The organism is Variovorax sp. Root411, from assembly GCF_001425205.1.
Classification (GTDB): Bacteria; Pseudomonadota; Gammaproteobacteria; order Burkholderiales; family Burkholderiaceae_C; genus Variovorax.
Window position 1 is genome coordinate 840,734 of record NZ_LMDW01000001.1, and the last position, 12,650, is coordinate 853,383.

The window sequence follows — 12,650 nt, forward strand, 5'->3', positions numbered from 1 at the left end:
AAACACGCTCAGGCCGAGGCCCTGCGCGGCAGGCCCAGCTTAACGATGCCGGTCGACAGCGCCACGCCGCAGACGATGACGGCCGCGCAGATCAGCATCCACTGCGTGATGTTTTCTCCGAGGAACACCGCGCCGTAGAACAGCGCGAACACCGGCACCAGGAAGGTCACGGTCAGCGCGCGGGCCGGCCCGGCGCGTTCGATCAGACGGAAGAACAGGATGTAGGCGATGCCCGTGCAGGCGATGCCCAGCGCCAGCAGCGCCAGCCATGCGCGCAGGCTGGGCATCTGCGCGGGCCAGAGCCAGAAGGCGGGAATGGCGAGGAACAGCGTGGCGCCGATCTGGCTGCCAGTGGCGGTGGTCAGCGCCGGCACGCCGCCCAGGTGAGCGCGCGTGGCGCTGGCCGAGATGCCATAGCACAGGCATGCGCCCAGGCAGGCCAGCACCGCGAAGAGCGCGGCATGGCCGCTGGCGCCCGCATGCAGGCCGGCGCTGCGGCTCGCGAGCATGGCGACGCCGGCAAAGCCGATCGCGAGGCCGATGAGGCGCGATCCGTTCGGGCGCTCGCGGAACCAGGCCCACGCCACGAGCGCGCCGAACATCGGCGTGGTGGCATTGAGCACGGCGGCCAGGCCGGTGTTGATGGTCAGCAGCGCGAAGCAGAACAGCGCGAACGGCATGCCCGAGTTGAAGACGCCGACCGTGAAGCTGGCCTTCCAGTGTTTCGCGAGGGATGGCCCCTGGCCGCGCAGCAGTGCGATGGGCAGCAGGAACAGCGCGGCGATCGCCACCCGCACCGCCGCCGTCGGCAGCGCGCCGAACTCCGCCGCGCCGATGCGCATGAAGAGAAAAGACGCGCCCCAGAGCGCGCCGAGCAGCACGAGGTCGATCAACCAGGCGCTGGGTGCGAGGGGCTTGGCGGCGGCGATGTTGTTGTTCGTTGTGGTCATGCGTCTTTCGCTCTGTTATGAGTGCTCAGAGCGCTCCCTCGAGTTCGAGCAGTGCGGTCTTGCGTTCGAGCCCGCCAGCGTAACCGGTCAGCGAGCCGTCGGCACCGAGCACGCGATGGCAGGGCACGATCACGCTGATTGGGTTGCGCCCCACGGCCGCGCCCACCGCGCGCACCGCGGCCGGGTTGCCCACGTTCAGGCTCAGCTTGCCGTAGCTCGTGGTGGCGCCGGCCGGAATGGCCAGCAGTTCCTGCCACACGCTCTGCTGGAACGCGGTGCCGTGCGACAGGTCGAGCTTCATGTCGAAGCGATCGCGCTTGCCGGCGAAATAGTCGCGCAGCTGGGCGGCCGCCTCCACGAGTGCGGGATGGTCGTCCTTCGTGATCCAGCCCGCAGTGTCGGGCCAGTGGCGCTGCTGGTCGAACCAGACGCCCGCCAGGCCCTGGTCGGTGGCCGCCATCGTGATGCCGCCGAGCGGCGTGTCGATGTGCGAGGTGTAGATGACTTTGCTCTTGAACTTCATGACATTTCAGGCGGTGAGGCCTGCCGTAGTGATGAGAGGGGATTCCGTGGCCGCCGCTGCGGTGGCGGCCACGGCAGGAGAAGGAGAAGAGGGCGCGTGCCAGGCCCGCAGCACCGCATAGCTGCGCCACGGCCGCCAGGCTTGCGAGGCTTCGCTGGCCGCGCGCGCGGTGGTCACGCCCAGCGCCTTCTGCAGCGCCACGTCGCCGGCCGGGAAGGCATCGGGCCAGCGCAGCGCGCGCATGGCGATGTACTGCGCAGTCCAGGCGCCGATGCCGGGCAGCTCCTGCAGTGCGGCGATGGTCGAGGGCACATCCGCCCCCGCATGCAGCGCCAGCTTGCCGGCCGCGACTTCGCGCGCGATGGCATGCAGCGCGCTCTGCCGCTGGCGCACGATGCCGAGCTGGCCCAGCGCGTCGCCGCTCGCGGCGGCAATGGCCGCGGGCGTGGGAAACAGGCGATCCAATCCTTCGACGGGCGTCGCAAGCGGCTCGCCGAAGGCCTCGACCAGCCGCGAGCCCAGCGTGCGCGCCGCGGCCACCGTGATCTGCTGGCCCAGCACCGCACGCACCGCCAGCTCGAAGCCGTCGACCGCGCCGGGCACGCGCAGTCCGTCGCCATGCGGAAAGGCCGCATGCAGCGCTGCGTTGATGGCCATCGGCTCGGCGTCGAGATCGAACAGCGCGCGGGCGCGGCTGATGACGATGGGCAGCACTGCGGCCAGCGAATCGCTGATCGACAGCAGCACCTGTTCGCGCTCGAGGTCGAAGCGCAGCTGCAGCCAGCCGGCATGCGCCTGTCCGCCCTGCTGGATGCGCAGCGTGCGGGTGAGCTTCACGTAAGTGGGTGCGCTGCCCTTGGCGGGCTCCTTGCCGTCCGATGTCGAGACGACTTCGACGCCGCGCAGCGCACGGCGCGCGAAGAAGCCGAGCATGGCGTTGGCGTCATAAGGCGGACGAAAGCCCAGCCGCACCTCGATCGCCTTGCCTTCACCGCCCTCGGCCGTGGCGCCGCCGGCGCGCCGCAAGGCGCTCGGGTTCAGGCCGTAGTGTTCGAGAAAGGCCGCATTGAACCGCCGCACGCTCGCGAAGCCGCTGGCCAGCGCCACCTGCGTCATCGGCAGGCGGGTGTCGGCAATGAGCTGCTTGGCGGCCAGCAACCGGCGCGTCTGCAGGTATTGCAGCGGGGATACGCCGAACTGCACCTCGAAGATGCGCCGCAGGTGACGGTCGCTCACGCCGAGCCGCGCCGCGATCTGCGCCGCGCCCGGGCCGTCCTCCGACCACGCATCGGGCTCGTCGATCAGCCGTGCCGCCTGCAGCGCGAGGATGCGCGAGGCGTCCTCGGTCGACCAGGTGGCCGCGCGCGGCGCGAGTTCGGGCCGGCAGCGCAGGCAGGGGCGAAAGCCCGCGGCCTCGGCCTGTGCCGCGTGGCGGAAGAACCGGCAGTTCTCGCGCCGCGGCAGCTTGACGCGGCAGACAGGACGGCAATAGATGCCGGTGGAGGTCACGGCGGTGAAGAACGACCCGTCGAAGCGCGCATCGTGCGTCTTCATCGCCAGGTAGCAGGCGTCGCTCTCGAGCGCTTCGGTGGGTGTGTGGCTGGTAGGCATGGGGAAATGATACGGTTTCGACTCGTTTCAACTGGCCGTTTTCGGACATGTGGGCGCCCGGAGCCTTGCCTACAATGCCTCGTTCTAAAAACCAACAGGGAAACGCCTTTCATGCAGCTCAGCGCGTCCATCTTCAAGGCCTATGACATTCGCGGCGTCGTGCCCGTCACTCTCGATGCGGAGGTGGCCGAAGCGCTCGGCCGGGCCTTCGGCAGCGCCGCCCGTGCCGCCGGCGAGAAGTCCGTGGCCGTGGGACGCGATGGCCGCCTGTCGGGCCCCGTGCTGGCCGAGGCGCTGATCAAGGGCCTCGTGGCCACCGGCGTCGAGGTGATCGACGTGGGCGCCGTCACCACCCCGATGCTGTACTTCGCGGCCCACACGCTGTGCACGAGCGGCATCCAGGTCACCGGCAGCCACAACCCCAAGGACTACAACGGCTTCAAGATGGTGCTGGCCGGCCGCGCGATCTACGGCGACGAGATCCAGGGCCTGCGCAAGACCATGGAAGCCGGCACCGCGCAGCTCGCCCCCAGCGGCAGTGTGCGCAAGGTCGACGTGACCGAGGCCTACGTGAAGCGCATTGCCGGCGACATCAAGCTGGCACGCCCGATGAAGATCGTGGTCGACTCGGGCAACGGCATCGCGGGTGCATCGGCCCCGGCCATCTTCCGCGCCATCGGCTGCGAGGTGACCGAACTGTTCAGCGAAGTCGACGGCGACTTCCCCAACCACCATCCCGATCCGAGCAAGCCCGAGAACCTCAAGGACCTGATGGCCGCGCTGGCCGCGGGCGATGCCGAACTGGGCCTGGCTTTCGACGGCGACGGCGACCGCCTGGGCATCGTCACCAAGGACGGCCAGAACATCTTCCCCGACCGCCAGATGCAGCTCTTTGCGCAGGACGTGCTGTCGCGCGTGCCTGGCGGCACCATCGTCTACGACGTGAAGTGCTCGCAGCGCCTGGCGCCGGCCATCGAGGCCGCGGGCGGCGTGCCGATGATCTTCAAGACCGGCCATTCGCTCATCAAGGCGAAGATGAAGGAAATCGATTCGCCGCTGGGTGGCGAGATGAGCGGTCACATCTTCTTCAAGGAGCGCTGGTTCGGCTTCGACGACGGCACCTATGCGGGCTGCCGGCTGCTCGAAATCCTGAGCAAGAGCCCGAACGCGAGCGACGTGCTCAACGCGCTGCCCACCAGCTTCTCGACGCCCGAACTGAACGTGCCCTGCGCCGAAGGCGAGCCGCACACCGTGGTCGACAAGCTCGTGAAGGGCGCGAGCTTCGCGGCCCCGGCCAAGGTCTCGACCATCGACGGCCTGCGCGTCGACTGGCCCGATGGCTTCGGCCTGATCCGCGCATCGAACACCACCCCCGTGCTCGTGCTTCGCTTCGAAGGCCAGACCGATGCCGCGCTGAAGCGCATCGAAACCGAGATGCTCGCGCTGCTGCGTACGGCCAAGCCCGACGCCAAGCTCGCCGAAGCGTCCCACTGAGCCTGTGCGTTCCCTGCTGCTGCGCCTCTACGGCGTCTTCACCACCGTTGTGCAACCGCTCGTGCGCCGCAAGCTGCGGCGCCGCGCGGAGGCCGAGCCGGGCTATGGCGTGGCCGTGGAAGAGCGCTTCGGCCACTACGACGAAGCCACCACCGGCCAGGCCCAATGCTGGGTGCATGCGGTTTCGCTCGGCGAGACCCGCGCGGCCGCCATCCTGATCGCCGAACTGCGCAGGCAGTACCCGGGCATCCCGATCCTGCTCACGCACGGCACCGCCACCGGCCGTGAAGAAGGCGCCAAGCTGCTCGAACCGGGCGACACGCAGGTCTGGCAGCCATGGGACACGCCGGGCGCGGTGGCGCGTTTCCTGGACCGCTTCGAGCCGCGCATCGGCGTGCTGATGGAGACCGAGGTCTGGCCCGAAATGGCCGCCGCCTGCGCAGAGCGCCGCATTCCGCTGGTACTGGCCAACGCGCGGCTCAACGAGAAATCGCTGGCCGCGGCCGAACGGCTCGCATGGCTCGCGCGGCCCGCCTACTCGGCCCTTGCGGCCGTGTGGGCGCAGACCGAAGCCGATGCGCACCGGCTGGTGTCGCTCGGCGCCAAGGTGGCCGGCATCTACGGCAACCTCAAGTTCGACGCCACGCCCGACGTGCGCCAGCTGAACGCGGCCGTGTCGCTGCGCGAGCGCCTGCCGCGGCCGATGGTCGTGCTCGCGAGCTCGCGCGACGGTGAGGAGCGGATGCTGCTCGAAGTGCTCAAGCGCTTCGGCGCGACCTCGCCCGTGCCGCCGGAGCAGGGCGCGATCCGCTCGATTGCCAAGCGCGTGCACGACGTGCAATGGATGATCGTGCCGCGCCACCCGCAGCGCTTCGATGAAGTGGCGGCGCTGATTGAAGCCGAAGGCTTCGCCGTGGCGCGCCGCAGCGCGGCGGGCCAGCCGGCCGAGGCAGAGATCTGGCTCGGCGATTCGCTGGGCGAGATGGCGCTGTACTACGGCCTGGCCGACGTAGCACTGCTGGGCGGCAGCTTCGAGCCGCTGGGCGGGCAGAACCTGATCGAGCCGGCGGCCTGCGGCTGCCCGGTGGTCATGGGACCGTCGACTTTCAACTTCGCCGAGGCGGCGCAGCTCTCGCTGGCGGCCGGCGCATCGCTGCGCGTCGAGAACATGGAGCAGGCCGTCACGGCCGCGCTGAAGCTGGTCGAGAACCCCGAGCGCCGCGCCACGATGGCGCAGGCCGCGCTGGCGTTCTCTTCGTCGAATCGCGGAGCGGCCGAGCGCACGGCGGCCGCGGTGCTGGCGATTGCGCAGGCGGCGGAGCCTGTCGCGTCGGAACATGCGCCGCTCGAAAGCGAGCCGCCGCGCGCCGAACCCACACTCGACTGAGTTTGCATGGCTCCTTCCCCCTCTGGGGGAAGGCTGGGATGGGGGCAAGCGCCCAACGAGCGCCGCAGTGGGGCCGAGGCCGTTGTGCCCCCACCCCGGCCCTCCCCCGGGAGGGGAGGGAGAAAGAGCTTCAGCGCACCGGCGGATTGAGGATCACCGGCGGCACCGGTGCCGTCGGCATCGTCGGCGCCGGCGGATTGAACGGCGGCACCGGCACCGGCGGAATCACCGGAATGCTCGGCGGCGCGACCGGCGTCGTTGTGCTGCGATCCGGCCCCGTGGCCGGAGGCACCGCCGGCACGCTGCCGCTGCTCGCCAGCGTCGCGTTGATCGCGTTCATGTCGTCGATCGTCAGCGTGCCATTCGCCTGGCGCAGCTTCAGGTTGCCCAGCAGCACGTTGTAGCGGGCCTGCGCGAGGTCGCGCTTGGTCTGGAACAGCTGGCTCTGCGAATTCAGCACGTCGATGTTGATGCGCACGCCCACCTGGTAGCCCAGCCGGTTGGCGTCGAGCGCGCTCTGGCTCGAGGCCTCGGCCGCTTCCAGCGCCTTCACCTGCCCCGCGCCCGAGACGAGCCCGAGGTACGCCGCGCGCGTGGCCTGCGCCACGCTGCGCTTGGTGCCGTCGAGCACGCTGCGAGACTGGTCCTCGAGCGCCAGCGTTTCCTTGACGCGGTTCTCGGTGGCGAAGCCGGCGAACAGCGGCAGGTTGAACGTGACGCCGACGGTGGCCGCGTTGACGCGCGTGCCCACGGTGCTGGTGCTGGTGCCCGTCGGATTGCGCGTGACGTTGTAGCCCAGGTTGGCGTCGAGCGTGGGCTTGTGGCCGGCCTTGGCCTTGTCCACTTCGAGCCCGGCCACGTCGAGGCCCAGGCGGGCCTGCTGGATGGCGGGGTGCACGTCGTCGGCCTGCGCGACCCAGGCGTTGATGTCCGCGGGCATGGCGGCGGGCAGCACGACAGGCACCCGCAGCGGCACCGGTACGCTGCCGGGGCGGCCGACCAATTGGTCGAGCACGATCTTCTTTACCTGCAGGTCGTTCTCGGCCGCGATTTCCTGGGCAATTACCAGGTCGTAGCGCGCCTGTGCCTCGCGCGAATCGGTGATGGTGGAGGTGCCGACCTCGAAGTTGCGCTTGGCCGACGCCAGCTGCTCGGCCACGGCGACCTTCTGCGCACGCACGAGTGCCAGGCTGTCCTGGCTCGCGAGCACGTCGAAATACGCCTGGCTCACGCGCACGATCAGGTCCTGCTCGGCAATGGTGAGCACCGCCTGCGCGATGTCGGCCTGGCGCTTGCCCTGCTCGTAGGTGGCCCAGTTGGCCGGCCGGTACAGCGGCTGCGTGGCGTTGATGCCGACGTTCTGCGTGTTGAAGTCGCGCGGCGTGGTGGTGCCGCGGCCGGTGCCCGTGAGGGTGTCGATGTCGAGGTCGCTGCGCGTCACGCCGGCCGTGAGCCCGACGGCGGGCAGGATGCCGGCCTTGGCCTGCGCGGCGCGTGCGATGCTGGCATCGTACTGGGCCCGCGCGCCCTGGTAGGTGGCGTCGAAGCCGCGGGCGGATTCATAGAGTTCGTTCAGTGTCTGGCTCTGGGCCGGCGATGCGAGCAGGGCTGCGAAGAGGCTTGCGAGCGCTGCGGAAAGAGGCGAAAGCCGGGGCCTGGAAGGCATTGAACGTCCTTGAAGAAAGAATCAGTAGCGCGGGACCGTGGGGTCGTGCGAGGACCAGGCGTCGATGCCGCCCGCCACATTGGCGAGCTCGGCAAAGCCGTTCTGGTTCAGGAAGGCGGCCACGCGCTGGCTGCGCGCGCCGTGATGGCAGAGGCAGGCGATGCGGTGGTCCTGGCCCAGTTCGGCCAGCCGCCCGGGAATCTCGTTCATCGGAATCGTGACCAGGGTGAAGCCTTGGGGCGCGACGCTCGCGGTCTGCAGTTCCCAGGGCTCGCGCACGTCGAGCAGCACAGGGGCGGCGTCGGCGTTCTGGGCGAACCAGGCGGCAAGGTCGGCGGGGCGGACTTGGTCGATCATTCGGTCAACCGCCCGCTCAGAACGAGAAGCGCGAGGGCTCGGGGAAGTTCAGCAGCCGCGGGGCCACGGTGTCCCAAGGCTGGAGGGTGTCCCACTTGCTTTCGCTGGTGCGGGTGACGAAGTGGGCGCGCATCATCGGCTCTTCGCCCACGATGGCCGAGAGGCGGCCGCCGACCTTGAGCGAACCCAGCAGGTTCTGCGGAATGCGCGCGACCGAGCCGCTGAGCACGATCACGTCGAAGCTCGGGCCGCTGGCCAGCGGCACGGCGCCGTCGGCATGGCGCACTTCGACGTTGGTCACGCCGTTCTGGCGCAGCGTCTCGGCGGCGCGGGCGGCCAGCACGGGGTTGATTTCGAGCGACAGCACCTGCGCGGCGCGGGCGCCCAGCAGGGCGGCCATGAAGCCGGAGCCGGTGCCGATCTCGAGCACCGATTCATGCTTCTGGATGTGCAGGTCCTGCAGCGTGCGGGCCTCGACCTTGGGCGACAGCATGATCTCGCCGGGCACCGAACCGTCCAGCAGCGGCAGCTCCATGTCGAAGAAGGACAGCGTGCGGTGCGCGTCGGGCACGTAGTCTTCGCGGCGGATTTCGGCCAGCAGTTCGAGGATGTCGGTTTCCAGCACGTCCCAGGGGCGGATCTGCTGTTCGATCATGTTGAAGCGCAGGCGCTCGAGGGTGGGGGTGGGGTTCATGGCGTGGCTTTCCTTGTGGGCTCAGGACAAACCTTCAATTTTAGGCGTCGCTGGCGACGCCGCCGGTCCGGAGCGCATGCAGAGTCCGTTGATCACCACGTCGGCCTGGGTGGCGAGGTACTTTTCAGGGTCGAGGGCGGACGCGCCGTCGACACAGACCATGGCCGAATGCTTCCAGAGCATGATGAAGACCATGGGCGCCACCACCGAATAGATCGCATGGTCGACGTCGATGGACGTGAACTCGCCGCTGTCGATGCCGCGCTGGAAAATGCGCCGCAGCAACTCGTGGCCGGGGCGGACCACCTCGCGGCGGTAGAACTCCGCCAGGTCGGGAAAGTTGGCGCCCTCGCTCATCATGAGCTTGGTCAGGCCCGAGGCCTGGGTCTTGCCGACGCGCTCCCACCACACACTCATGCAGTAGCGCAGCATGTCGGCCGTGGTGCCCTCGAAAGCCTCGAATTCGGCATTCCACTCGGTGAAACGGCCGCCGAGGTTTTCCATGACCACGGCCTTGAAAAGTTCTTCCTTGCTCGGAAAATAGAGAAAGAGGGTGCCCTTGGAGACGCCGGCACGCGCCGCCACTTCCTCGGAGCGGGTGGCGGCAAAGCCTTTTTCGACGAACAGGTCGAGCGCGGCGGCCAGCAGTTCGCCGGGGCGCGCCTCTTTCCGGCGCTCGCGCTTGGCGCGCACCGGGCAGATGATCTTGTCGACGAAGGAACGGGGCGGGGACATGGTGTTAATGACTCGCGGGTTAGTAATGTAGTGACCGGCATCCGTCACGTCAAGTCGCGACAATACCGGGCTCGTCTTTTTCCAACCGCCCGGAGCCGCACCATGTCCACTTCATCGCCGCCCACCGAAACCGTCGTGCTCGGCGGAGGCTGCTTCTGGTGCACCGAGGCGGTGTTCGACCGGGTGCAGGGCGTGCTGGACGTGGAATCGGGCTATTGCAACGGCCAGGCCGTCAACCCGACCTACGAGCAGGTCTGCACCGGCCGTACCGGCCACGCTGAGGTGGTGAAGCTCGAATTCGACCCCGCGCAGATCAGCCTGCGCGAAGTCCTCGAAATCTTCTTCGTCGTGCACGACCCGACCACACTCAACCGCCAGGGCAACGACGCCGGCACCCAGTACCGCAGCGGCATCTACTACACCGGCGACGCGCAGAAGCAGGTGGCCGAGGAGGTCATCCGCGAGATCGCGGCCAGCAAGACCTACAGCTCGCCTGTCGTGACCGAGGTGGCGCAGCTCGCCAATTACTCGACGGCCGAGGCCTATCACCAGGATTACTTCCTGAACAACCCGAACCAGGGCTACTGCGCGTTCGTCGTGGGCCCCAAGGTCGAGAAGTTCCAGAAGACCTTCGCGTCGCGCGTCAAGGCCTGAGCGCCGACCGGTACCTGCGCCCCGTGCATCTCTCCATCCGCCAGCCCCGGACCCGTTCGACCCGTGCGCTCGTCATCGCGCTGATGGTCGCGGTGTGGTTCGCGGGCACGCTGGGGCTGATGCACCGCTCGCTGCACGTGCCGGGCCTGCCCGCCGCGGCGGCGGCGCAAGTTGCCCACAAGCATACGGGCCACCAATTGGCCAGCCTGTTCGGCGAACACAACGACGCCGAGTGCCGGCTGTACGACCAGCTCTCGCACGGCTCCGGCGTGCTCGGCGTGCCGCTGGTGGTGCTGCCGATGCTGCTGCCGTCGGCCACCTTTGCTTTTCTCGAGGGCGAATCCGTCGCCCGCTGGGTCGCGCTGTTCGACGCGCGCGGCCCGCCTTCCACTCGCTGAATCCCCTGTGTTCCGGCTGCTGCACCCGCTTCCTGCGCGGGTGGCGGCCGGTCGTTTCCCGATTCAACGAGTGTCCCTTCATGACTCCCAATTTCCGTCGCAACGCCATCGGCGTTGCCGTTCTTTCGCTCGCCTCCTTCGCAAGCATGGCCCAGGACCAGGCGCAGGTTCAGGCCCAACCCGCCGATGCCACCAGCCTGCGCGAGGTCACCGTCACCGGCAACCCGCTCGGCGCCTCCGAACTGATCGCGCCCACCACCACGCTGTCGGGCGACAAGCTGCTGCTGCGCTCCCAATCGACGCTTGGTGAAACGCTGGACAACGTGCCCGGCGTGAGCAGCAGCTACTTCGGCCCCAACGCCAGCCGCCCGATCATCCGCGGGCAGGACGGTGACCGCATCCGCATCCTGCAGAACGGCGGCGGCGCGCCCGATGCCTCCGCGCTCAGCTACGACCATGCGGTGCCTGTCGATGCGCTGGTCACTGACCGCATCGAAGTGCTGCGCGGCCCGTCGGCGCTGCAGTACGGCGGCAGCGCCGTCGGCGGCGTGGTCAACGTGATCGACAACCGCATCCCGACCGAGCCGATCAACGGCTTCGGCGGCCGCGCCGACCTGGGCTATGCCACCGGCAACAAGGAGAAGAACGGCGGCGTGGTGCTCGAAGGCGGCAACGACCGCTTCGCACTGCACGTCGACGCCTTCAACCGCGACTCGAAAGACGTCTCGGTGCCCATCACCCTCGAATGCAGCAAGCCCGGCTCGCCGTGGACGGCGCGCAAGATCTGCAACTCGGCCAACGAGGCGCACGGCGGCGCCGTCGGCGGCACGATGTTCTTCGACCAGGGCTACATCGGCGCCTCGGTCAGCACCTACCGCAGCACCTACGGCACCGTGGCCGAGGACGACGTCACCATCGGCATGAAGTCCGACCGCTATGCGCTCGAGGGCGAATGGCGCCCGGGCGGCTTCATCAGCAGCATCCACGCCAAGATGAGCCACACCGACTACCGCCACACCGAGTTCGAGGGCGGCACGCCGGGCACCACGTTCTCCAACATGAGCAACGACCTGCGCATCGAGGCGCGCCATCAGAAGATCGGCAACTTCGAGGGCCTGGTGGGCTTCAGCAGCGAAACCAATCGCTTCGCCGCCGATGGCGAGGAGGCCTTCGCGCCGCACAGCCGCACGCGCTCCAATGCGCTGTTCATGTACGAGGAATACGGCACCTCGTGGGGCCGGCTGAGCTTCGGTGCGCGCACCGAGCAGGTCCGCATCCGATCGCTGGGCTATCCGGACGATCCGACGGTCACGCGCTTTGCGGTCGGCGAGCGCACCTTCAACCCGCACAGCGCGGCCTTCGGTGCGCTGGTCAACCTCGCGCCTCAGTGGCAGCTGACTTCGAACCTCGCCTACACCGAGCGCGCACCGAAGGACTACGAACTGCTGGCCAACGGCCCGCACGTGGCGACAGCCGCATGGGAAGTGGGCGACCCGAACCTGAAGAAGGAAAAGTCGACCGGCCTGGACCTGGGCGCGCAATGGAAGTCGGGCCCGAACACGGCCCGCGTCAACGCCTACGTCACGCGCTTCAGCAACTACATCGGCCTGACGGCATCGGGGCGCAACCTCGATGAAGAAGGCAACGTGGCCGAGCCCGGCGCCACCGATACGCTGGCCGAGTACGTCTACAGCGGCGTGCGTGCGCGCTTCACCGGCATCGAGGCCAACGGCAACCTGCGCCTGCTGGGCAGCGAAGGCTTCGCGCGCATGGATGACGCCGGCACGCTGGACCTCGAATGGCGCGGCGACATCGTGCGCGCGAAGAACCTCGACACCGGAGAGCCGCTGCCGCGCATCGCGCCGCTGCGCCTTGGGGCGACGCTGGCCTATGCCAACGGTCCGTGGGGCGCGCGCTTCGGCTTCGACTACAACGCGGCGCAGCATCGCATCCCGTCGGTGGGCGCGCGCGAGACCGATGCCTACACGCTGTGGAATGCGGCCATCACCTATCGCATGAAGGTGCAGCGCGCCAACCTCACCTGGTATGCGCGCATGGACAACATCACGAACAAGCTGGCCTACAGCGCGACGTCGATCCTGACGACGACGGTGTATCCGAACGCGCCGCTGCCCGGGCGCACGCTGAAGGTCGGTTTGCGCGTGACGTTCTGATCCCGTG

General features: G+C 68.7%; 12 protein-coding genes. 5 read left to right on the plus strand and 7 right to left on the minus strand.

Annotated elements, in window-relative coordinates; genetic code table 11:
• Positions 1 to 8 precede the first annotated feature (8 nt).
• The 3 genes from ASC92_RS03855 to ASC92_RS03865 are packed head-to-tail and all read right to left on the minus strand — an operon-like array spanning position 9 to position 3,084.
• Positions 9 to 950 (minus strand): DMT family transporter, encoded by a 942-nt coding sequence (locus tag ASC92_RS03855; RefSeq protein WP_056510462.1) that lies wholly within the window; start codon positions 948 to 950, stop codon positions 9 to 11.
• 25 nt (positions 951 to 975) lie between these two features.
• On the minus strand, positions 976 to 1,473 hold the full coding sequence (locus ASC92_RS03860; protein WP_056510463.1) for a methylated-DNA--[protein]-cysteine S-methyltransferase: 498 nt from the start codon (positions 1,471 to 1,473) through the stop codon (positions 976 to 978).
• Positions 1,474 to 1,479: 6 nt separating this feature from the next.
• Positions 1,480 to 3,084 carry a DNA-3-methyladenine glycosylase 2 family protein gene (locus ASC92_RS03865; RefSeq protein ID WP_056510465.1) on the minus strand — a complete coding sequence of 535 codons (1,605 nt, stop codon included), beginning with the start codon at positions 3,082 to 3,084 and terminating at the stop codon, positions 1,480 to 1,482.
• A 111-nt stretch (positions 3,085 to 3,195) separates the two neighbouring features.
• On the opposite strand from ASC92_RS03865, the gene ASC92_RS03870 reads away from it, so the two are divergent.
• Positions 3,196 to 4,578, plus strand: a complete 1,383-nt coding sequence (locus tag ASC92_RS03870; protein WP_056510467.1) for a phosphomannomutase/phosphoglucomutase — start codon at positions 3,196 to 3,198, stop codon at positions 4,576 to 4,578.
• A 4-nt stretch (positions 4,579 to 4,582) separates the two neighbouring features.
• Positions 4,583 to 5,965, plus strand: coding sequence for a 3-deoxy-D-manno-octulosonic acid transferase (locus ASC92_RS03875; RefSeq protein ID WP_056510469.1), 1,383 nt, complete (start codon positions 4,583 to 4,585; stop codon positions 5,963 to 5,965).
• Positions 5,966 to 6,095: 130 nt separating this feature from the next.
• Here ASC92_RS03875 and ASC92_RS03880 read toward each other — a convergent pair whose 3' ends face one another.
• The 4 genes from ASC92_RS03880 to ASC92_RS03895 are packed head-to-tail and all read right to left on the minus strand — an operon-like array spanning position 6,096 to position 9,417.
• A complete protein-coding gene (locus ASC92_RS03880) occupies positions 6,096 to 7,631 on the minus strand; it encodes a TolC family outer membrane protein (RefSeq protein WP_056510470.1) in 1,536 nt (511 codons plus the stop codon).
• 21 nt (positions 7,632 to 7,652) lie between these two features.
• The gene (locus ASC92_RS03885; protein WP_056510473.1) at positions 7,653 to 7,988 is read right to left on the minus strand and encodes a rhodanese-like domain-containing protein; all 336 of its coding nucleotides are present in this window, start codon (positions 7,986 to 7,988) and stop codon (positions 7,653 to 7,655) included.
• Between the two features lie 16 nt (positions 7,989 to 8,004).
• A complete protein-coding gene (locus tag ASC92_RS03890; protein ID WP_056510475.1) occupies positions 8,005 to 8,682 on the minus strand; it encodes a protein-L-isoaspartate O-methyltransferase family protein in 678 nt (225 codons plus the stop codon).
• A 21-nt stretch (positions 8,683 to 8,703) separates the two neighbouring features.
• On the minus strand, positions 8,704 to 9,417 hold the full coding sequence (locus ASC92_RS03895) for a TetR/AcrR family transcriptional regulator (protein WP_056510480.1): 714 nt from the start codon (positions 9,415 to 9,417) through the stop codon (positions 8,704 to 8,706).
• A 102-nt stretch (positions 9,418 to 9,519) separates the two neighbouring features.
• Between ASC92_RS03895 and msrA the strand changes: the two genes are divergently transcribed.
• The 3 genes from msrA to ASC92_RS03910 all read left to right on the plus strand — a co-directional run bounded on the left by msrA (position 9,520) and on the right by ASC92_RS03910 (position 12,643).
• A complete protein-coding gene (gene msrA, locus ASC92_RS03900; RefSeq protein WP_056510482.1) occupies positions 9,520 to 10,071 on the plus strand; it encodes a peptide-methionine (S)-S-oxide reductase MsrA in 552 nt (183 codons plus the stop codon).
• 23 nt (positions 10,072 to 10,094) lie between these two features.
• Positions 10,095 to 10,469 carry a hypothetical protein gene (locus ASC92_RS03905; protein WP_056510485.1) on the plus strand — a complete coding sequence of 125 codons (375 nt, stop codon included), beginning with the start codon at positions 10,095 to 10,097 and terminating at the stop codon, positions 10,467 to 10,469.
• Between the two features lie 80 nt (positions 10,470 to 10,549).
• Positions 10,550 to 12,643 carry a TonB-dependent receptor gene (locus tag ASC92_RS03910; RefSeq protein ID WP_056510490.1) on the plus strand — a complete coding sequence of 698 codons (2,094 nt, stop codon included), beginning with the start codon at positions 10,550 to 10,552 and terminating at the stop codon, positions 12,641 to 12,643.
• Positions 12,644 to 12,650: the final 7 nt, after the last annotated feature.